General features: G+C 63.2%; 24 protein-coding genes. 23 read left to right on the top strand and 1 reads right to left on the bottom strand.

Annotated elements, in window-relative coordinates:
• The first annotated feature begins 423 nt into the window (after positions 1-423).
• The 5 genes from ACWAUG_RS04385 to ACWAUG_RS04365 all read left to right on the top strand — a co-directional run bounded on the left by ACWAUG_RS04385 (position 424) and on the right by ACWAUG_RS04365 (position 4,310).
• A complete protein-coding gene (locus ACWAUG_RS04385; RefSeq protein WP_460801507.1) occupies positions 424-969 on the top strand; it encodes a hypothetical protein in 546 nt (181 codons plus the stop codon).
• The gene (locus ACWAUG_RS04380; RefSeq protein WP_460801506.1) at positions 956-1,570 is read left to right on the top strand and encodes a hypothetical protein; all 615 of its coding nucleotides are present in this window, start codon (positions 956-958) and stop codon (positions 1,568-1,570) included. The genes ACWAUG_RS04385 and ACWAUG_RS04380 overlap by 14 nt, the downstream gene beginning before the upstream one ends.
• Positions 1,571-1,759: 189 nt before the next feature.
• On the top strand, positions 1,760-3,274 hold the full coding sequence (locus tag ACWAUG_RS04375; protein ID WP_460801504.1) for a hypothetical protein: 1,515 nt from the start codon (positions 1,760-1,762) through the stop codon (positions 3,272-3,274).
• Positions 3,274-3,513: a hypothetical protein gene (locus ACWAUG_RS04370; RefSeq protein WP_460801503.1), complete on the top strand. Its 240-nt coding sequence runs from the start codon at positions 3,274-3,276 to the stop codon at positions 3,511-3,513. Before ACWAUG_RS04375 ends, ACWAUG_RS04370 begins: the two co-directional genes overlap by 1 nt.
• A 428-nt stretch (positions 3,514-3,941) precedes the next feature.
• On the top strand, positions 3,942-4,310 hold the full coding sequence (locus ACWAUG_RS04365) for a hypothetical protein (RefSeq protein WP_460801501.1): 369 nt from the start codon (positions 3,942-3,944) through the stop codon (positions 4,308-4,310).
• Positions 4,311-5,040: 730 nt separating this feature from the next.
• Here ACWAUG_RS04365 and ACWAUG_RS04360 read toward each other — a convergent pair.
• Positions 5,041-5,232, bottom strand: a complete 192-nt coding sequence (locus ACWAUG_RS04360; protein ID WP_460801500.1) for a hypothetical protein — start codon at positions 5,230-5,232, stop codon at positions 5,041-5,043.
• A 175-nt stretch (positions 5,233-5,407) separates the two neighbouring features.
• Here ACWAUG_RS04360 and ACWAUG_RS04355 point away from each other — a divergent pair, with 175 nt between their 5' ends.
• The 18 genes from ACWAUG_RS04355 (at position 5,408) to ACWAUG_RS04270 (ending at position 20,903) form a co-directional block, all read left to right on the top strand.
• On the top strand, positions 5,408-7,078 hold the full coding sequence (locus tag ACWAUG_RS04355; protein ID WP_460801498.1) for an N-acetylmuramoyl-L-alanine amidase: 1,671 nt from the start codon (positions 5,408-5,410) through the stop codon (positions 7,076-7,078).
• Between the two features lie 54 nt (positions 7,079-7,132).
• Complete coding sequence (locus ACWAUG_RS04350; RefSeq protein WP_460801497.1) at positions 7,133-7,483, top strand: hypothetical protein; 351 nt, start codon at positions 7,133-7,135, stop codon at positions 7,481-7,483.
• Positions 7,480-8,442: a hypothetical protein gene (locus ACWAUG_RS04345; protein WP_460801495.1), complete on the top strand. Its 963-nt coding sequence runs from the start codon at positions 7,480-7,482 to the stop codon at positions 8,440-8,442. The genes ACWAUG_RS04350 and ACWAUG_RS04345 overlap by 4 nt, the downstream gene beginning before the upstream one ends.
• A gap of 72 nt (positions 8,443-8,514) precedes the next feature.
• Complete coding sequence (locus tag ACWAUG_RS04340) at positions 8,515-9,024, top strand: hypothetical protein (RefSeq protein ID WP_460801494.1); 510 nt, start codon at positions 8,515-8,517, stop codon at positions 9,022-9,024.
• Positions 9,017-10,648 carry a hypothetical protein gene (locus tag ACWAUG_RS04335; RefSeq protein ID WP_460801493.1) on the top strand — a complete coding sequence of 544 codons (1,632 nt, stop codon included), beginning with the start codon at positions 9,017-9,019 and terminating at the stop codon, positions 10,646-10,648. The genes ACWAUG_RS04340 and ACWAUG_RS04335 overlap by 8 nt, the downstream gene beginning before the upstream one ends.
• A 23-nt stretch (positions 10,649-10,671) precedes the next feature.
• Entirely contained in the window at positions 10,672-12,150 is a 1,479-nt protein-coding gene (locus tag ACWAUG_RS04330; RefSeq protein ID WP_460801491.1) for a phage portal protein, read from the top strand.
• Positions 12,122-13,093 (top strand): hypothetical protein, encoded by a 972-nt coding sequence (locus tag ACWAUG_RS04325; RefSeq protein WP_460801489.1) that lies wholly within the window; start codon positions 12,122-12,124, stop codon positions 13,091-13,093. The genes ACWAUG_RS04330 and ACWAUG_RS04325 overlap by 29 nt, the downstream gene beginning before the upstream one ends.
• Positions 13,094-13,175: 82 nt before the next feature.
• Complete coding sequence (locus ACWAUG_RS04320; RefSeq protein WP_460801488.1) at positions 13,176-13,829, top strand: hypothetical protein; 654 nt, start codon at positions 13,176-13,178, stop codon at positions 13,827-13,829.
• Between the two features lie 54 nt (positions 13,830-13,883).
• Positions 13,884-14,807, top strand: a complete 924-nt coding sequence (locus tag ACWAUG_RS04315; protein WP_460801486.1) for a phage major capsid protein — start codon at positions 13,884-13,886, stop codon at positions 14,805-14,807.
• A gap of 84 nt (positions 14,808-14,891) precedes the next feature.
• Positions 14,892-15,467, top strand: a complete 576-nt coding sequence (locus tag ACWAUG_RS04310; RefSeq protein ID WP_460801484.1) for a hypothetical protein — start codon at positions 14,892-14,894, stop codon at positions 15,465-15,467.
• On the top strand, positions 15,467-15,868 hold the full coding sequence (locus ACWAUG_RS04305; RefSeq protein ID WP_460801482.1) for a DUF6093 family protein: 402 nt from the start codon (positions 15,467-15,469) through the stop codon (positions 15,866-15,868). Before ACWAUG_RS04310 ends, ACWAUG_RS04305 begins: the two co-directional genes overlap by 1 nt.
• Positions 15,861-16,274: a hypothetical protein gene (locus ACWAUG_RS04300; protein WP_460801481.1), complete on the top strand. Its 414-nt coding sequence runs from the start codon at positions 15,861-15,863 to the stop codon at positions 16,272-16,274. The genes ACWAUG_RS04305 and ACWAUG_RS04300 overlap by 8 nt, the downstream gene beginning before the upstream one ends.
• Positions 16,271-16,708 carry a hypothetical protein gene (locus ACWAUG_RS04295; RefSeq protein ID WP_460801479.1) on the top strand — a complete coding sequence of 146 codons (438 nt, stop codon included), beginning with the start codon at positions 16,271-16,273 and terminating at the stop codon, positions 16,706-16,708. The genes ACWAUG_RS04300 and ACWAUG_RS04295 overlap by 4 nt, the downstream gene beginning before the upstream one ends.
• On the top strand, positions 16,705-16,938 hold the full coding sequence (locus ACWAUG_RS04290; protein ID WP_460801478.1) for a hypothetical protein: 234 nt from the start codon (positions 16,705-16,707) through the stop codon (positions 16,936-16,938). Before ACWAUG_RS04295 ends, ACWAUG_RS04290 begins: the two co-directional genes overlap by 4 nt.
• Before the next feature lies 1 nt (position 16,939).
• Complete coding sequence (locus tag ACWAUG_RS04285) at positions 16,940-17,446, top strand: phage tail tube protein (protein WP_460801476.1); 507 nt, start codon at positions 16,940-16,942, stop codon at positions 17,444-17,446.
• Between the two features lie 105 nt (positions 17,447-17,551).
• Positions 17,552-17,995 (top strand): hypothetical protein, encoded by a 444-nt coding sequence (locus ACWAUG_RS04280; RefSeq protein WP_460801475.1) that lies wholly within the window; start codon positions 17,552-17,554, stop codon positions 17,993-17,995.
• Positions 17,996-18,033: 38 nt separating this feature from the next.
• A complete protein-coding gene (locus ACWAUG_RS04275) occupies positions 18,034-18,438 on the top strand; it encodes a hypothetical protein (RefSeq protein ID WP_460801473.1) in 405 nt (134 codons plus the stop codon).
• A gap of 11 nt (positions 18,439-18,449) precedes the next feature.
• Positions 18,450-20,903 carry a tape measure protein gene (locus ACWAUG_RS04270; protein ID WP_460801471.1) on the top strand — a complete coding sequence of 818 codons (2,454 nt, stop codon included), beginning with the start codon at positions 18,450-18,452 and terminating at the stop codon, positions 20,901-20,903.
• Positions 20,904-20,912 lie beyond the last annotated feature (9 nt).

Genomic DNA, 20,912 nt, shown 5'->3' with positions numbered 1-20,912 from the left:
AAGTGCACAGAATTTCAGGATTGAGGGGTGCTGTTTCAGCGTTTCGACCGATCGTTGCAAGAGAATTTCAAACCTGAAAAGTCCAAAAAATCCCGGAAAGACGGGGCAAAACAGGTATATACATACATCTGTTTCAGAATTTCACGTATATAAGGGTCTCTCTATACGAGACAGAGTTTTTCTCTCTCACTCACTCCTCTAAGCCCCCTCTAATCGTGTTCGTAACTTCTCTCTCTATATATATGTGTCTGTACCTCCCGGATCGTGAAATTCTGAAATTCCGTGTCCTGACACCCCGTTTTGCCGCGTGATTCCGCGGTTTTCGCTGTTTCAACACACTTGAAATTCCGGTGAAATTTCGTGAAACAGCCCGATCGGACAGGTTGCTGTGCACTTCTGAGCGTTTCTCGGCCAAGAGAGGATATGGGATACGAACTTCGCGCGCGAGCGATCGCGCTGCACCAGAACATCAGCAACCTGCTCGCACACCCGCCCGTTCGCGGTACCGGTGAGCGCGTCAGCGGTACTCGCGATCCGCGCAGGCTCCCCGCGAGCGAGACAATCCTGGAGATCAGCAGGTGGTACTCGTACATCGCGGATGCCGTTGTATCGGGCAACCTCGCGCTGAGTGATCTTGCACGTACCTCCGTCCCGACGACCATCGAAGTGGAGGTCGCGCACGAAGACGGCACGTTTGGATTCGAGGAGCGCGAGCGACTTCTTCCGATCCCTGAGCACGAGCGCCACCTTGCGCTCGTGCTTCTCGCACGCCGCGAGGTCAAGGACTCGGTCTTCCCTCACGGCACCGCTCCTGATGTCCAGCGCTTGATCCTCCGCATCGAAGCGCTCTCAGACCTCGGGGACGAAAGCGACAAGTACGTGGACGCGATCCTCCGGGACGTCGAGCGCCGCGTCGAGGAGTGGGTGCGCGGTGGACACCCGAAGGAGGACGACGATGCACGCTCGTAAGGTCATCGGAGCAGCCGCCAGCGTCGCTCTCACTGCGCTGTTCGTGCTCGGTGGAGCAACCGCTACCGGGCACACGGACGGGCTCTCAGATCGCGCCACAGCGGTTCCCTTCGACATCGAACCGCTCGTCGCCATCCGAACACCGACGCAGCCCGAACTCATTCAGCGCGAGATCGAAAAGATGATCCCGAACGCATCAGAGCTTGGGGTCAGCTTCGTTCTCTCCGACGAAGAGACGTGTGGTGAGTTCGCCGCCGCGTGTGTGTTCTATTCGATGCCGCGAACGATCATCTTCGACGTGACTGCGTTCTCTGCGTGGGGCGACCCAACGATGGACACCCCGGAGGATCGCTACATCGTCGCGCATGAAACAGCACACGTCGCCCAGGCGCTCCGCTGGGGCTCTTTTGAGGCTGCCGAGGCTGCACTCGATGACGCTGGCTACGGAACTACGACGGACCGCGACGGAGCGCCCTTGTCGTCACTGGAGGCGCACGCTGAGTGCGTCGCACTCGCCTATTTCCCAGACATCGCAGGCGGGTACATCGACACCTGCGATCCGTGGATGGCGCACCGCGCTGTCGAACTCCTGACGGAATGATTTCGAGATTGCTGTGCACTTCTGAGCGTTTCTCGGCCAAGAGAAGGTAGAGGGAAGCTCGACGGATACCTGGCTAAGTCTCGAATCTCACCGCAGTCTCACCACAGAGCTTCCCTCTCTCGAATACCCGTAGGACACACACACGCACACACCGGCGGAGTCCGACCTCACCATCGAAAGGTTTCCGTCATGTCCTCTCGCGAAGCATCATCAGTAGCATCCCGAATCCGACGCAGCAACCGACCCAAAGTTGACCTCCTCTGCGAGGATCGCCCTGAACTCGCCGCTCACATCCGCGAGATCGCTGGCAACCTCGATCTGACCCGCGCGAAGGCTGCCGAGAAGATCAGCGAACTCGTCTCCCCCGCCTCGATCGGAGCGTCCTCGATCTCGACGTGGCGTCGTCACTACGGCGTGGGTAACAATCGGGGTACGCAGGAATCGCGCAATGAGCGCCGTGCTGCAGAGCGTGAAGCAGACCGGCGCGGCAGCGACATCGAGTTCGACCTCCTCACCGGACAAGGTCACCTCACCGTCACCACTCAGGGCGACGACAAGCCGCTTCCTACCGACCTGGAGTCGATGCTGACGTTTCACGGTCTCGACCCGGAGCGCGTTCGCATCGTCGGCGAAGCGTCCATGTCCCGGTGGACAACCTCGCGTTGGAACAAGGAGTCCGGCGAGGTCGAGACGATCTGGAACACCGCGCACAAGTTCCACATCGAGAGCATCCGCGACGACGTCGAGTTCGACCTCAGCGGAGCTTTCGCTCTGGCCGAGGCTGGCGTCACCGCGTACACCGGCGTGACGTCTTCGAGTGACACCTACGGCGTGCTCGTCGTGTCCGATGCACAGGTCGGAAAGGTTGACCGACGCGGCGGCACGCAAGAACTTCTCGACCGTGCCGAGTACGTCAGGCAGTGGTTCGAGGCTCACGCAGGTTCTCGCGATCTCGCCGGTGCGATCGTCGCCGAGCCCGGTGATCTGGTTGAGGGCGAATGGTCCGCCGGTGGTCTCAACACGCTGGTACAAAATGACATCGCCTCGCCGATGAAGCAGGTCGAAGTCGCGGCCGCAATGCAGTGGCGCTTCGTCGAGACAGCGCTCCGAGTCGCACCTCTTGTGTGCTACTCATCGGTGTCCTCCAACCACTCGAAGTGGCGTCGAGGCGGCGACCTCGGACGCAGCAGCGACGACTGGGGAATTCACGTCGCGAAGCAGATGGAGATTTACGCAGGGCTCCGCGGACTCGACGACCGATTCCAGATCGCGATCCCCGACGACTTCGACGAGAGCGTGCGCATCGAAGTCGGATCGCACGGCGTTGCGCTAGGCATGACCCACGGTCACAAGCTGCGCGGTGGAGCCGCTGGCTGGTACGCGAAGCAGTGCTCGAACTTTCACTCACCGGTGGCTGGCGTTGAAGTGCTCATCACGGGACACCTGCACAACCCCACCGAGGGAATGGTCGGGACTGCACGCACCGGACGCCCGACGTGGTGGCAGCAGGCGGGCTCGCTGGATGGCGGCAGTTCGTGGTTCGAGCAGATCAACGGACAGGCAACCGCAGCACCGAGCGCGCTCTACTTCGAGGTGTCGGAGTCCGAAGGTTACAACCCGCAGAGCCGCCGAATCATCACCGCACCTTGGGACCGCATCACCGCCGCGCAGCAGCGCAGCACGACTCACTTCGGAGCAGCCTAATGTCCAGCGTCCACCCGTTCTTCAAACTCGTCTACGCGCTCCTCGACGCATACGGCTACGCATTCAACCGCGCGTTCGACTTCACCTTCGAGCCGCAGTCGGACAAGGCGGAGCCGTTCTCATCGGTGTCGTTCATGTACCGAGAAGACGTGCGCGAACCGGCCCGCAGGGTGAAGATCGACCTCTCCCCCGAAGACGACAAGGTCATCCCGCCGAGCGCGCGAGGTCAGCGCTCCTGACGCGATCGTGCGGCGGGTTCAGGTCCATCAAGAGCCCGCCGCATATGCCCCGAGATTCGCCCGAGACCGGTTCCCGCATTGCACCCGTCGCCCCAAACGGGGAATCACGACGGCAACAAGAAGCGAACACGACGGACGACAACGGAGATCACAGCAGACGTAGACCAAGAAGCACAACACACCTCACGTCCACAGCCAACTGCATCCGGAGCTTCACGAACAAGGAACGAACCCATGCAACGGAACGACCACCGACACGATCAACGAGACGACACACACGCGAGCGCAGCGAGCGGCCCTATATGCGCTGTCGCGCCCGACCTCGCTGCCGCGACCGTTCCAGTCAGTCGGCTCTTCCTCGTGACCGGCATCGCTGATCCCACCGCTCCGACTGTCGATGAACTCTCGAACGCGATCGACATCACGTCGTGTCTGAGGTGATCGACCATGATGATGCGATGAGCGAGAGCAGGATGCATCCAGTCTTCGCCGGTGACCAACCGACCGAGACGGTCAACAGCATGTATTCGATCTTCCGATATTGTGATCGCCTCTTTGAACCGAAGCGCGAACGGGATGCGGAGATTGCTGCCATCGATCTGTCGAGGATGACTGATCGCTCGAAGTACTTGCTGCGTCACACCCTGATCCTCAAGCGCGTCTACCGGGACGTCCTCACCAAGCACCCGAACCTGCGTGGATTGGAGCGCGTTCCGGTTCCGGACGAGCCGATCTATCTCTCTGAGAAGCCGCTCGGATCGTGGTCTTACTTCACCCGCAAGGGCATCCTCCTGTAGCTCCAGAAAACTTTTTCAAGAAAGTTGTGCACTTTCGGGGAAACCTCGGCCAAGAGTAGATAGGGAGGGTTACACCCTCCTTCCCCCGCGCGTCGTCGCAGGCGACACCTTCTGGTGTGTGCTGTCACTTCTGAGTCTGGGCGTTCCCATCGCCCCGTCGTCTCCGTCGCGCGGGGTTCACCTACTACCGGGGGTCACCGGACATCGGGGTCACTCCATGCCGGGGTGCTCGAACACCGGGGGCATCCGAGGGGGCGTCATGGCGATGCGGGTCTGCACCGTCGATCTTTGCCCTGAAATCTTCGACGCATCCGAAGGAACACGATGCACCGAACACCGCAGGCAAGCTGACCTCTCCCGAGGTACCTCAGGGGACAGGGGGTATGGGGGTGCCGGTCATCGTGGCTTTCGCAACGCGGTGCTCGCGCGTGATCCGATCTGCGTGTTGTGCGACGTCACCGAAGCAACGGTCGCTGACCACCACCCACTCTCACGTCGTGACCTGACCGACCTGCACCTTGACCCGAACGATCCATCGCGAGGTCGTGGACTTTGTGCTCCATGTCACTCACGCGAAACCGTCGCGAACGAACCGTCTTCTTGGTCTTCATCTCGTTGATCGAAACGGGTGGCGGGGCGGCGGCGGGTCGCGACTCAGAGGGTGGGGGTAGACCCCCTTCGACTCCGAGGCTCAGTACCGCCGGGGATGGCTCTCAAAGGTCTGTCAGGTTCAAAACGTTTGCGGCTTCGGGTCGTCCGTTGACCATCCCGGCATGTCGCGCAGTGCATCCGGATCGCTCGGCGGCTCGTTCATCCATTCGACGTACAGACATTCGTCGCACGCGAGCATCAGTCCCGCCTCCGTCTCCCTGACGGACAGCAGGACTTCTCTGCACTGAGGGCAGACACCGACGTCGCTCACGACAACAACGATACGCCGCACCGGGCTCAAGACCCCGACCTCGTCATGTAGGAATGCGGCACTCACTTCAACTTCCCCGCGCGGCGTCGATCCGCGGACGCCTCGTGTGTGGCTGCTCTGGCCGCGATGCTCCGCCGCGCGGGGAATCCAACTCAACTACGACCAGGAGGTCGCCGTGGCATACAACTACACGACCCGAAACGGTCAGCGCATCGAGATCTCTGTCGCCGCTGCATTCGACGCGATGGCGGCGGAGTTCAAGCGAGTCTTCGGGCTCGACCTGATCGTCTCTTCCGGCACGCGCACGCGCGCCGAGCAGCAGTACCTCTACGACGGATGGATCAACCGCCGACCGGGATTCAATCTCGCTGCGAAGCCCGGTCAGTCGAACCACGAAGAGTTCGGACCGATCGGACCGATCGCACTCGACCTTCGCGACAGCGGCTCTGATGCAGGCGTCACCGTCATCGGCAGCAAGCGCTCGAACTGGCTCGCGGCGAACTGCGGACGTTGGGGCTTCACGAACGCGGGGCATTACTTCTCGCCCCGTGAGGGCTGGCACTACGAGAAGCGTGGATCGTTCAACAGCGGCACCGACGCGAACGGCAAGCTCATCGAAGACGGCGAGTGGGGCGCGGCGACAACTCGCGCTCTCCAGACCGCACTCGGTGTCAATGCAGACGGCGAGATGGGTCCGATCACGATCCGTGCTCTCCAGACGAAGCTCGTGGCTGCCGGACACCGCATCGACATCGACGGCGAGGTCGGACCAGCGACCATCCGTGCCATGCAGGTCTTCCTTCTCGGCGCGAAGCACGCGGACGGCGACCTCGGACCGCAGACGATTCGAGGACTCCAGTTCTACCTCAACGTCGGCGGCAAGTTCGTCGTGGCTTCGAAGCCCGCGACCGGCAAGCTCACCGTGGACGGTGACTGGGGTCCAGCGACAACGAAGGCTCTCCAGAAGGTACTCGGTGTCACGCAGGACGGAGAGCTTGGTCCTCAGACCTACAGCGCGCTCCAGAAGGCGCTCGGCGTCACGGTGGACGGAGAGATCGGACCGCAGACGCGTCGAGCACTCCAGGTTGCTGTCGGCGCAACGGTCGATGGTGAGACCGGGCCTGAGACGGTTCGGAAGCTCCAGGAGTTCCTGAACGCAGGCAAGAAGTTCACGAAGGTGACCCTGCCTACGACCCCCAAGCCAACTACCCCGACACCGACGGCAACACCTCGCACGCCTCGCTACCCGAAGGCATCGCGCGGATGGAACGTGCCACTGTCGAGCGATCGCGATGCAGGATCGGTCATCGACCGCTTCATCATCCACCACACGACGAACCTCAACTCAGAGGAAGCGTTCTTCAAGACGAAGAACTCCCGATCGTCGTGCCCGACGTGGTATGTGGAATCCAACGGCAACGTCATCGAGATGATCGACCCGGCGAAGCGCCCGAGTGCAACCGGATCGGCGAACACGCGCAGCGTGTCCGTCGAGACGCAGAACACGAGCGCCGCTCCGTCATGGGGCATCTCCGAGGCGTCGCACGAGTCGATCGCGCAGATCGTGGCCTGGTTCCACATGAACTACCACGGTAAGACGATCGACGGCTTCACGGTCGATCTCCCGCTCGACCGGACGCACGTCATCGGACATAACGAGGCAGGCGTCAACGCGACTGCGTGCCCCGGACCGTCGATGAACCTCGACGAGATCGTCGTGCGCGCTCGCGAGATCGCGCTGACTCAGGCTCCTGTGGTACCTGAACCGAACGACGACGAGATCGTCGTGAAGCGCACCCGCATCCAGCACCTTCTGGATGAACTCAAGGCAATCCTCGGCAAGTGACTCGAACCCTCCCCGGCTACGCGCTGGGGAGGGTTCCTCAGAAAGGAGTTCCCAATGTCCACACCTGGATACTGCGACCTTCACATCTACCGAGGCGACGATTTTCGGGCGGAGTTCCACTTCGCTGGTCCGCGCCCGAACGCCTGGACAGACGGGGCACCGATCAACCTCACCGGATGGTCCTTCGCCGCACAGTGGCGTTCCGCACCGGACAGCGAGGAGTCCGTGGACTTCTCGATCGATGCGTCATTCGCCGCATCGGGAGAGGTCGCGATCTCGCTTTCCGAATCGCAGACCGCAGCGCTAGACCGCGACGGATGGTTCGACCTCCAGGCGGTCAAGTCCGGGGAAACGAGGACGTGGGTCCACGGACGCTGCCTCCTGACGAAGGACGTGACGCGATGAGCGACATCACCAACATCACCGTTCGCGAAGAAGAAGTCGCCGTCATCACCGTCTCTGAGGGAACTCGCGGCGCGAAGGGTGACAAGGGCGACAAGGGGAACGCGGCCACGATCACAGTCGGCACCGTCGCCACAGGCGCACCCGGATCGAATGCATCAGTCACTAACTCCGGCACGACTGGAGATGCGGTCTTCGAGTTCTCGATCCCTCGTGGCGCTACCGGCTCGAAGGGCGCTACGCCGAAGATCACCGTCGGCACCGTCACGACTGGCGACCCAGGTTCGGCAGCATCGGTCACCGACGTCGGAACTCTCGGCGACGCGATCTTCAACTTCACCATCCCCCGCGGCACTAAGGGCGATAAAGGCGACCGGGGTCTCGACGGCATCAACGGATCATCGACCCCTAAACCGATGATCTCTACCCCGGCAGGGATGCACACGCCGACGGTTCCTAACACGTCTCTCGTATCTCCCACCTTCGATGCAATCACCCTGACCCCCTGGTGGGTGTCCGAGGATGTAAGCATCGAGTCGCTGGGTCTTTGGGGGACGACGGTGACCACCGGAGCAGGCGTATCCCTCCGTCAGGCGATCTACCGGTCACTTCCGTCAGGTCTCCCCGATCTGGTGGGCGGTGTGGTGCTGCCGCCGGTGGCTATTCCGATCACGTCTGGCGACGGTCGCGCGTTCAAGGACGCTGCTTACCCGGCTTCGCTGACCGCAGGTCTCCACTGGGTTGCGAGCGCCTACTCCTATGCCGCAGCACCCTCCTCCTCGCCTCAGTTCCTCCCAGGCGCGGGCCAGGTCGAGGTCATCCTTCCATCGCCACTCCTGGCAGCCCCGTCGAACGGCGTGGGGTTCCGGGTCGACGGGACGTCATTCGATTTCGCCTCCTACCCGACTCTCACCGCGGTCACACTAGGGCTCGCCTCCTACGTAGTAATCGCCAAGCCCTAACCGGACATCAGTACGGCTAATCCCCGCACACCCGACCCCTACGCGCAATGCGAGGGTGAAAAGGAGGCGGTCATGGCATCTGGAGGCGCACGTCGCAACTCCGGACCAGCACCCGACCCCAACGCTCTTCGACGTGATCGCAAGGATGACGCCGAGTGGACCACGCTTCCGCGTGAGGGTTACCAGGGTGCGATCCCGAAGTACCCGCTCCCCGACGAGAAGATCGAGAACGAGAAGACCGGTCGGCTCATCATCAACCAGGAGCGCAAGAAGTACGAGACCGAACTCTGGAAGACGCTGTGGCGGAAGCCGCAGGCTGCTCTCTGGGCGGACATGGATATGACCCACGAGGTCGCACTCTATGTCCGCAGCTTCTACGAGTCAGTTCTCCCCGACGCAAGCGCTGGTCTTCGCACGATGGTCCTCCGGGCCGGTGCTGAGATCGGGCTCACCATCCCCGGAATGCACTCCCTCCGCTGGCGCTTCGCCGACGACGACCTCGCTACGAAGCGGACCGAGCACGCAGCGACCGCCCGCAAGACGGGAGGCGCACGGGCTCGACTGGAGGCTCTGAATGGCTGACATCAAGCTGCCCAAGGGCGCGAAGGTTCTCACCGTCGCTCTCGACTGGATGGAGTCCCACTGCGTCATCCCCGATCAGGATCACCGCGGTGAGGCGTTCCGCCTCTCTGACGACCAGTTCCGATTCACCGCACGCCACTACACGGTGCGACCCGGCGCAACGCCGAACCGCAAGGGCACGAACTTCGTGTTCCGCCGATCTCAATACGTGCGCGCGCAGAAGTTCGGGAAGTCACCGCTCGTGGCCGGTGTCATCTGTCTTGAAGGTGTCGGACCGGCGCTCTTCGACGGCTGGGCATCCGGCGGCGAGCTTTACGACTGCCGTGACTTCGGCTGCGGATGCGGCTGGCAGTTCGAGTACGAGCCAGGCGACCCGATGGGTCGTCCGTGGGAGACACCGCTCATCCAGGTCACCGCCACGAGCGAGGACCAGACAGGTAATACCTACGACGCCCTTCGCCCGATGATCGAGTTGGGTCCGCTCGCGGACCTGATCCCGAAGACCGGCGAGGAGTTCATCCGACTCCCCGGCGGCGGCAAGATCGCGACCGTCACCTCGGCGGCGATCTCCCGCGTCGGTCAGAGAGTCACCTTCGTCGCGCAGGACGAAACCGCCTTGTGGACGAAGTCGAATAAGGGACACGAACTCGCGAACGCGCAGCAGCGTGGACTCGCGGGTATGGGTGGACGGTCCATCGAGACCACGAACGCCTGGAACCCGACAGAAGACTCCGTAGCTCAGCGCACGTACGAATCCGGCGCAGACGACGTTCAACGTGACTTCACGATGCCGCCGAAGCATCTGGATTTCACCAAGAAGGAAGAGCGCCGCAAGATTCTCGTCGCCAACTACAAGGAAGCCCCCTGGGTGGACGTGGACGGCATCGAGGCTCTGGCATCCGAGATGATGCGGCACGACGCCGCTACCGCGGAGCGCTTCTTCGGTAACCGACTCGTCGTCGGCGACGGACGCTGGATCGGCGAGCCTGAGTGGACCGGGAAGCACGACGACCGCGAGGTCGCCGACGGCACCCGCGTCGTACTCGGCTTCGACGGCTCTGACGCAGACGACCACACCGTGCTCGTTCTGTCCACCCTCGACGGACACCTGTTCATTCCGACCTACGGTCCCTCCAACCGCCCGACGATCTGGCGACCTGAGGACTGGGAAGGACGCATCCCTCGTGACGAGGTGCGCGCCGCTGTCGCTGAGATCGCGGAGCGCTACTCCATCGTTCGCGCCTACCTCGACCCGTTCCTCTGGCAATCAGAGATCGACGAGTTCGCGGCGGCGTACGGAGATCGCGTCTTCCTGAGGTGGGCCACGAACAGCATCCCGAAGATGTGGGGCGAACTGCGCCGGTTCAAGACCGACGTGTCAGAACCCGACAGCCTCCTCACGCACGACGGCAACGACGCGCTCAGCAGGTACATCACCAACGCCGTGATGCGAGCCCGCGGGCTCGATATGGCAACCGGCGAGCGCAGGTATGTCCTCGGCAAGCAAGAAGAGCACCTCAAGATCGACGGCGCAATGAGCGCTGTCCTCGCCCACGCGGCCTGCATGGATGCGATCGCATCCGGTGCCGCCGAAGAAGAAGACGACCAGTACGTCTGGTTCTAGTCACCGACCCAAAGGAGGTCACTGTGGAGTCATCCAACGCCCTCCGGCTCGTGAACCGCATTTATGATCGCCTCGCAGCGCGACGACCAGACATCACACGTCTCGAAAGCTACTACGCGGGCGATCAGCCGCTCGCTTTCGCTACGGACGAGTGGCAGAAGGCGAACAGCGCGCGCTACAAGGGCTTCTCCGACAACTGGTGCCGCCCCGTGGTGGACGCCGAGGCGGAGCGTCTGGGCATCAAGGGAATCCGTACGGACGACCGCGACGCCGGACGCACCCTCTGGGGTGAGTGGGAACGCAACGAGATGGAACTCCAGAGTTCCCAGGGGTTCGTCACCTCGCTCGCCGCCACGCGCAGCTTCGTGCTTGTTTGGGGCGACAGCGACGACAAGCCGGTCATCTCGTGGGAGCACCCGTCATCCGTCGAGATCGAGTACGACTGGGAGAACCCCCGTCTGCGCTCTGCCGCCCTCAAGACGTGGCAGGACCAGGCATGGGAGTACGCCACGCTGTACACACCGGATGAGGTGTGGAAGTTCCGACGCAAGCGTCAGACCTCACGTCTCGACCGCGAGTCGCAGGCGAAGCAGGCTCGGCAGGATGCCACCTCAACTGGTGGCTGGGAGCCGCGCGAGGTGGGCAACGAACCGTGGCCGCTACGCAACCCGCTCGGCGTAGTTCCGATCGTGGAAATCCCCAACCGACCGATCCTCGCCGGTGACCCGATCTCCGAGATCGCCGGGGTCGCCGCGATGCAGGATGCCATCAACCTCCTCTGGGCGTACCTCCTCCTCGCGGCGGACTACGCCTCGATGCCCGCTCGTGTGGTGATGCACCAGGCTCCGCCGAAGGTTCCGGTGCTCGACAAAGACGGGCAGCCGATCCCCGGCAAGGAACGTGTCCTCAAGATCGAAGACCTCGCCGAGAAGCGTCTCCTCTTCCTCCAGGGGAAGGACACGTCGATCGACTCGTGGCAGGCTGCCGCTCTCGAACCGTTCACCAAGACGATCGAGTTCGCCGTCGGTCACATTTCGGCTCAGACGCGCACGCCACCGACGTACCTCCTCTCCACCGTGGGGATGTCGAACGTCTCTGGTGACGGTCTCAAGGCGTCGGAGATCGGATTGGTCAAGAAGACCAAGGAGTTCGCGAGCTTCGTGAGCCCCGCGATCCGGGAAATCTTCCGACTCATCGCGCTTGTCAAGAACGAGTCCGTGCTCATCAAGAACGCGGACGCTCTGATGCTCTCGTGGGTTGACCCCGAGATTCGCTCGGAGTCGCAGCTTGCGGACGCGCTCATGAAGAAGAAGGCAATCGGCTACCCGCTCGAATACCTCCTCGAACTCGACGGACTGTCGGGCATTGAGATCGACCGCGTGCTCGCTATGGCGGAGGACGAACGCCGCCGACAGCTTCCGTGGGCTGTACCCCAAAAGGGCGAGCCCGACGTAGTAGAAGCGGAGATCGTCGATGACAACCCTCCAGGCATCGAAGCGTGAGCAGGCGCGCCAGACCCTCATCGCGTTCGCAGCAGCGCACCAAGCCGTAGCCGTGTGGGATCGTCTCGGAGAGGACTTCTCGACCCAATGGGATCAGGGAGTTCGAGACGAGATGATCCGCACGGTGCAGGCGGGGCGCTCGGAGGCGATTAGTCAGGCGGACGGATACATCGACCGCGCTCTCGCAGAGCAAGGTCTCGCATTCGCCGCAGCCGGTGGACTCACCATCAACACGCAGCGGCTTCTCGCTACGACGCCGGACGGGCGCACGCTCGGCGGTCTACTCGACAACGGCATCATCAAAGCGAAGCAGGCGATCGCAGGCGGCTCCGGGTGGCACGACGCGCTCGTGGGCTCACGCGACTTCATCGCATCCGCGACATCTGACACGATCCGCCAGACCGCATCAGACTTCGTCTCCATCGACGCAACCCGACGACCAGGTGTCGGCGGGTATGTCCGGCAGCTGTCGGTTCCATCGTGTCGATCGTGTGTCGCTCTCGCGGGCGCGTTCTACCGGACGAACACGGGCTTCCAACGCCACCCGAAATGCGACTGCATCCACGTTCCGGTATCTGACGCGGCAGCGGCAGAGCCGTACCTCACCGATCCGAAGGCGTACTTCAACTCGCTCTCCAGAGCGCAGCAGGACGCGGTGTTCGGCGAGCGTGACGCTCAGGCGATCCGTGACGGAGCGAACCCCGTGACCGTCATCAACAAGCGCGCTCGTGGGCAGAACAAGCGGAGCACGAACCTCACCATCGACGACATCTACACCGTCGCTGGCGACAACCGAGACCGCGCGATCACTCTCCTCCGGGAGAACGGATACCTCAGTGAGTCCGGGCGCGTGACGCTCGCCAGAACCAACCGGGTTGACCGACGTGATCTCACCGATCCACGGCAACTCACCTCGGCAGAACGCCGCGCAGCAGCGCAGTAGCCGACCACAGTCTCCCTCCCCTATGAGGGCGGGTCAACCCCGCCGCGCAATGCGGCATCCACCCCACATAGGAGCAATTCCCATGACCGCAGAGAACACCGACAAGACCGACGAGGTCATCGACGGGGAAGCCGCAACGGCTACCGACGAGACGACCGACACGGACAACGTCGCAGACGACACCAACGACGACGACATCGAGAAGGGCGCAGAGGCGCTGGGTGACCCTGGCAAGAAGGCGCTCGACGCGATGAAGGCGAAGTGGAAGTCTGCCGACGCAGCGGCTAAGGAGACGGCAGCGAAGCTCGCCGCTCTCGAAGCCAAGGTCAACGGCACCGAAGCCGAGCACGCCGCCGCCACCGAGCGCGAGCGTGTTCAGTCCGAGGCGATCGCGAAGGCCAACGCACGACTGGTTCGTGCCGAAGTCCGCACCGCCGCCAAGGGACGTCTCTCGAACGCCGACGACGCTTTCGCGTTCATCGACATCTCGCAGGTCGAAGTGAACGATGACGGCGACATCGACACCTCTGCGGTTACCGCACTGATCGACGATCTGATCGCCGAACGCCCCTACCTCGCAGCCGCAACGGCACCGCGATTCGAGGGCGGCGCTGACGCAGGCGCGAAGAACGTCACCGGTCCGAAGCAGTGGACGCAGGCAGACATGGATAAGGCGACCCCCGCCGAAATCCTCGCCGCTCACAAGGCGGGTCTCCTCAAGTCCCTCATGGGCTAACCCAACCACCCAACCAACCGGGATTCCCCGGATCAAATCGAAAGGAATGACGCAATGTCTGTTGCCTCGTTCATCCCGAAGCTGTGGGCAGCGGGACTTCTGGTTCCCTACCACGGCGCAGCCGTCTTCACCCAGGGCTCTGTCGCCAACCGCGACTACCAGGGTGAGATCACTCACAAGGGTGACTCGGTCGAGATCAACTCGATCGGCTCCGTCACCATCTCGGACTACGACCCGGACACCGACCTGTCGTTCGAGAACGTCTCGACCGCCGGTCAGACGATGAACATCGACCAGGCGAAGTCCTTCGCCTTCTACGTCAACGACGTGGACAAGGTTCAGGCGGCTGGCGACTTCAAGTCGCACGCCATCAACGAAGCGGGCATCGGTCTCGCTGAGGCGTCTGACGCCTTCGCCGCCGGTGTGCTCGCCGCTGGCGCTCACGCCGACAACAAGATCGGTCGCGTGAAGATCGTCTCCGGTGGCACGCAGATCGCGGGCGCGGGTCAGATCACCGCGTACGACCTTCTGGTTGACCTCGGTCAGAAGCTCAACGAGGCGGATGTCCCGCTCGCAGGACGCTACGTCGTGGTTCCCCCGGCGTTCGTTTCGGCGACGCAGAAGGACGACCGCTTCGCTCGCGTGGACGCCGCAGGCACCTCCGAGACTCTGCGTAACGGGCTGATCGCTCGCGCCGCTGGGTTCGACATCCTCCTCTCCAACCGTCTCGCGACGGTGGGCGGATCGGGTGCCAACAAGGACGACAAGGTCATCGTCGCCGGTGTCCCCGGAGCGTTCACCTTCGCCGACCAGATTCTCAACACTGAGGCTGGTCGCTCGGAGAAGCGCATCGCTGACTGGGTTCGCGGACTCAACGTCTTTGGCGCGAAGGTGACCCGCCCCAAGGGCATCGCCACCGCGACGATCCAGGCGTTCGAGGCTGGAACCGGCGCAACCACGGTTGTCGTCACCCCGTAAGCCTCACGGCTTCCATATCGGAGGGCGGTTCTTCATTGAGCCGCCCTCCGGTGTCCCCACACCACATCTCACGAAGGAGCAACCATGCCTGAGACCTCCGACGCTTTCACGACGGTCGAAGCCCTCGCTCTGCGCACAGGGCGCACCTTCCCCGACGAGCAGAAGCCGCAGATCGTCGCGCTTCTGGAGGACGCCTCCGAGCACCTTCGCGGTGTTGTCGGCAGCCAGGTGTCCCCACCTAAGACTTACGTCGTCACGCTCCCCGCTGGCGCTCACTACCTTCCCGCGTTCACCACCGAGGTCGCCTCAGTGGTGCGGAACGGCGAGCCCGTAGGTGGCTACAGCTTCGACGGCGCAGAACTTCTCATCCCCGGAACCTCACCGGCGACGGTCACGTTCGTATGCGGCATCGAGGATGCCCCGAAGGAGCTACAGCGATGGGCGATCGTGCTCGTCGCGCAGACGCTCTCGACGATCGAGCTTGGGCTCGGGCTGAGTGCAGGCGGTCTGAGCAGCGTCTCGATCGACGACTTCAAGGCCGCGTTCGCGGACGGCGGAGCTTCGACCGGCATGGCGTTGAATGACCGCTCCGTCGAGTCGATTCGAGACCGCTTCGGCTATTCAGGCGGCGTCTACACAGTCGATCTGAGGAACCCGTAATGAGCATCCTCACAGGAGCGCTCACGATGGGGCGGCGCGCAGCAGAGATGCGCATGACGGACACCGTCGATGTGTTCTCGCGCGTCGAGTCAGAAGACCCCGTCACCCTCAAGACCACCTTCGTCGAGACGAAGATTCTCACCTCCATCGCACGTCTGAGCATCGGCACCGGAAGCGCCTCCAGCGCCCGCGAGCAAGGTGGTCAGATCGCCGTTGTCACACGACGCGAGCTTCACCTTCCCGTCGCCGTGCAGAACCTCGACATCGGGCTCTACGCCCGCGTCACCGCGAGCGCGTCAGACACGAACCTCGTAGGTCGCACCGTGCGCATCGTCGCACGACCGGCAGCGGGGCAGACGACCGCACACCGCTACGACGTCGAGGAGGTCCGCGATGTCTGACTCTGACTTCTCCGAACTCGACCGCCTGGTCGCCAGCATCGAGAAGGCGACGTCGAACGTCATGCCCTTCGTTGAGAAGGCGGTCGAGAAGAGCGCCAACGACGTCAAGAAGGAATGGACGGCGGAGGCGAAAGCCAAGTCGGGAACCCGACTCAAGAACTACCCGCGATCGATCGACTACGAGGTCGAGCGCACCAAGCGTCGCGAGGTCACCGCAGTCGTCGGTCCGAACCCTGCCAAGCCGCAGGGTCGATTCGCTGCCGCCGAGGAAGCATCCGGCGGCTGGCGTCGTCTCGGCGCTCGCCCGCAGAACGCGAGTCTCAAGGCTGCCCGTAAGGCAGAGAAGGACTTGCAGCGCGGTGTGCAGATCGCTGTGAATGATGCGCTGAGGGAGGCGGACCTGTGACTGACGCGGACGAACTCCCCGAGTACACCGCCGCTGTCGCACTCATCGAGGCGACCGGGCTCACCGTGCACGACTCCCTCCGCTACGACTCGGAGGGGCGTCTCGCTCGCGACACCTACCTCATCGCCTTCCCCGCGATCCCGTACGACGTCGAACAGGCTCGATTCTCCGCAGTGCCGGACTTCGACACCGGCATCACCCGAGTGGACCTGGACATCCAGGCGGTCGCGACGACCGCGCGAGGTGCGACGAAGGCACTCTCCCGCGCGCTCCGAGCGCTCGTCGGGCAGACCCTCTTGGTCCCCAGACGCTCATGTGATCCGATCCGTCTCACCCTGACCACGTCGGCTCAGGATGACCGAACCATCCAGCCACCGCTGTTCTACGCGGATGGCTCCGTCGAGATCACCACACGCCCAGGAGGCACCACATGAGCTTCATTCGCGTCCGCTCCGCAAAGGGTGCGGCACACGAGTTCGATGCGCCGCAGATCGAGGTCGAGCAGCGCCCTGAACTCTACGTCGTGATCGACCCTACGCCCGTGCGCAATGCGCGGGCCACAAGGTACGTCACTGGCACCCCCTCGGAGACGAGCAAGCCCGCCCGCCCCCGATCCACTAGCAAGCCCCGCACGAAGCGGGAATCGAACACGAAGGAGAAGTGACATGACCATTGAGGCTGTCGCCCCCGGCGTTGTCACGGACGGAACCGGACTCGTCCTGTTCGTGCCGGCCATCGCCGACGTCAACGCACCGACCGTCGAGGAACTGACCGCCACCGGTGTGAAGAAGCTCACCTACTCGCTGACGCCTGACGGTTTCGCTCACGAAACCACCGTCGCGACCAGCACCTCTGGGCGCTTCACGCTGGAGCAGGCGCTGGAGCAGGAAGGAACTATCACCGACTCTGTCGAGATCACGTACGTGACGACTGAGGACGACGAGCAGGACATCGCTCGCGTTGCGCTGGAGCGCGGCACGACCGGCTTCATCGTGAAGCGCATCGCGGTTTCGAACGCTCTGGACATCGCTGCCGACCAGCGCGTCACCGTGCTGCCGATCAGGGCGGGCGTCCAGCGTGACGTCGCCCCGGCAGCGAACGAGGAGTGGAAGATCATCCAGAAGCTCCTGGTCACCGGCGTTGTCGGTCGCAAGGTCAAGGTCGTCGCGTAAGCACGACGGCTCACAAGCCCCGAGGGGCGGGTTCTCCTCCAGCCCGCCCCTCGGTACCGCCCGCAAGGGCACCCGGAGGACCACAGACATTTCGGAGGAACCAACATGTCCACATCCGCTTTCGGACTCGACGCCATTCTGGACGCCGCAGCAGAAGAAGTCCTCGACAAGCCCGGTGAGACGATCGGCGTAACGATCGGTGCAACCGAGATCACCGTCGAGCTTCCCTACATCGGCGGCATCCGATGGTCCGACCTCGTCGCCGCGAACCCGCCACGCTCGAACGCGACCGGCGACCTCGTCGTCGGCTACAACGAGACGGGGCTCGCACTTGAGTACGCGAAGCGCTGGGGCATCCTCATCCAGCCAGACGGCGAGCGCGTCAAGCCCGACGGCGAGCAGTGGAACCGGCTGTTCAACGTTGCCGGTGCACCGGTTATCAACAGCATTGCGCTCACGCTCTACGTGATGAACGTGCAGATGCCGATGGACCGTGCGAGCGCAGCGGGAAAAGATTCGAGCGCGAGTTCGAAGACGGCTCGCGCGTAGACCCATTCGAGTTCGAGAAGACCATTCTCGCGCTGGAGATGGGTATCGCCCCTCGTCGTCTCGACGGGTGGAGCCCGAAGAGCGTCGTCGAGCATGTCTACGACGAAGACGGTCGTCTCGTGCGCAGCGTCGAGTTCACCGAGACCGAGTTCTCACAAGAGGACGTGGCTCGTCTCGTCGCAGCGCGGCGCATCCGAAACGCACCGCGTGGCCCGCACGGACACCTCATCTCCGAGGCGACCTCCGCGGAGGCGAACCCGTCGAGTCGTGCTGCGAAGTTCCGCTACGTCGTGCAAGCGCCGTCCCGTGACTTCGCGCAGCAGGCGATCAACCGCGCGCAGGAGGAGTGGAAGAACTCCCACCCAGACACCGATATGAGCGATCTCATCTTCACCGCTGACCGCGTGCCGGTCATGCGCGAGGAGGCGACGCCGGACAGCTAGGAGGCATCCCCGTGGATCGTCCCGTCAAGGTCGTACTCTCCGCAACGGTGGAGCAGTACGTCGCCCAGATGAACAAGGCGAAGGAAGCCTCTAAGGAGGTCAAGAACGAGGCGAAGAAGAGCGCCGAGGACGCCCAGAAAGCATGGGAGGTCGTCGGTAAGGGGATGCTCGCTGTCGGCGGTGCGGTTCTCTCCGTCGGCTCTGCAATGCTCGTCGCCGGTGTCCAGTACAACGCGATGCAGCAGAACACGCGCGCCGCGCTGACGACGCTGCTCGGGTCCGCTGCGGCAGCCAACGCGCAGATGGACAAGCTCGACGAGTTCGCGACGACCTCGCCGTTCGCCAAGACAACGTTCATCAAGGCGCAGCAGCAGATGCTCGCATTCGGGATCGAGACCGAGAAGGTCATCCCGTACCTGGCCGCGATCGGTGACGCCACGGCAGCCGCCGGTGGGTCGAACCAGCAGATCGAAGAGATCAGCGCCATCATGGCGAAGATTTCTTCCTCGTCGAAGATCACCGCAGAAGACCTGAACCAGTTCGGCAACCACGGTATCAACGCCGCCGAACTCATCGGCATTGAGATGGGTAAGACCGGCGCTCAGATTCGCAAGGACATCACCGCCGGAACCCTCGGCGCAGACGAAGCGCTGGACGCTCTCGTCGGCGGCATGAACTCGAAGTTCGAGGGTGCCTCGGAGAACGTCAAGATGACCTTCTCTGGCGCGATGGACCGTGTGAGCGCTGCCTGGCGTGACCTCTCCGCTGAACTCGCGGAGCCTCTGGTCAGCCAGAACGGCGGCGGAATGCTCGTCGATGCTCTGAACCTCGCCGCCGACCTGATGCGCGGATTCCAGGCGCTTCCAGAACCGGTCAAGGCTGCCACCGTGACGATTGTCGGACTGACGTCCGCGACGGTGGCGTTCCGTGGAGCATCCATGCTCGCCGGACCTAAGCTCACGGTGTTCACCGAGTCGCTGCGTACCCTCGGGTTCGTCGGCGGCGGTGTGCGCGGCGCTCTCAACGGCGTCGTCGGACTGCTCGGTGGACCGTGGGGTGTCGCGATGATTGCGGCCGGTGCTGGACTGGCGATCCTGTATCAGGAACTCCAGGGCACCTCCCTCTCCGCAGATGAGGCTGCGAACGCGATCAAGAACGTCGCGGACACGTCGCAGTTGATCGCCAAGGTCGCCGACAACGGCGGCGAAGGACTTCGCAAATTCACCGGTGAAACCCTCGACCTCAACGACGCTCTTGACCAACTCAAGAACGTTGGTGAAGAGGTCGGCGTCATGGGCTCGGTCTCGCTCGCGGGACTCAAGGGGCTCGACCTCGCCGGTGTCGCAAACGACGTCGAGGCGCTGGGCGACGGGTTCGCTCAGATCGCTGCCGAAGACCTTCCTCAGGCAACCGAGGCGTTCAGCCGAATGGCTGAGGAGCAGGGTCTTAGCAACGACCAGGTGCTGACGTTCATCAACTCCTCCGACGCGCTGCGTGCGGAACTGGTTCGTCAGGCGGATGCTCTCGGGCAGTCCGCGGACGACCAGACGCTCGTCGCGCTCCTCATGGGGCAGATGAATACGCAGGCTCAGGAGCAGGCGGAGAGGGTCGCAGCCATCACCGGTGCAGCCGAGGACGCCTCCGGTGCGATCGATCAACTGGCTCAGGACATCCTGAACTTCGGCAGCGCCGAGATCGACGTACGTGAGTCCACCCGTAAGTTCGAGGAGTCCGTCTGGGCTCTCACCGATTCGTTCTCAACGAATGGTTCTGTTCTCAATGAGCACACCACGGAGGGAATCGCGAACGGTCGTGCGCTAGACGACCTGATCTCGAAGACGGTGAAGCTTTCCAGCGACACCCTCATCCAGACCGGCTCTCAGGAGGCGGCGAACGCGGTCCTTGAGAACGGCAGGCAGAAGCTCTACGCCCAGCGTGACGCATACGTCGCGGCCGGAGGCAAGGCTTCCGACTTCGACAAGTACGTCAGGAGCATCCCGGAGTCCGTCGGAACCGACCTCGACATCACATACGACACTCGACCGGTGACGAACGCGCTGGACAACATCCCTCGCGAGATTACAACTCGGGTCAGGTCGATCCTTATCCCCGGCGTTGGAACCGTGAACTACGGCTACGGCGGATCATTCGCCACCGGTGGCGCGGTACACGGACCCGGCAGCACGACGTCTGATTCCATCCCGGCACGTCTCTCTAACGGAGAACACGTTCTCACCGCGAAGGACGTTCAGAAGATGGGCGGACAGGCGGCTGTCTACGGGTTCCGTCAGGGTCTTCATCAGTACGCCAAGGGCGGGTCCGTCGGCTCAGCCTCGGATGCACCATCGACGTCTTCCGTCGGCGGCGTGACCATCACCGGAGGCAACTTCGGATACGACCCTGAGTCCATCGGGCGCGGAATCGAGCGCGAGGCATCAATCAAACGCCGCCTCGCGCGGCAGTAGCAGTAGGAG

The sequence above is a fragment of the Microbacterium sp. GXF6406 genome (assembly GCF_054798215.1).
Note: the sequence above shows the minus strand (reverse complement) of the source record. Positions and strands in the feature narration are given on the sequence as shown.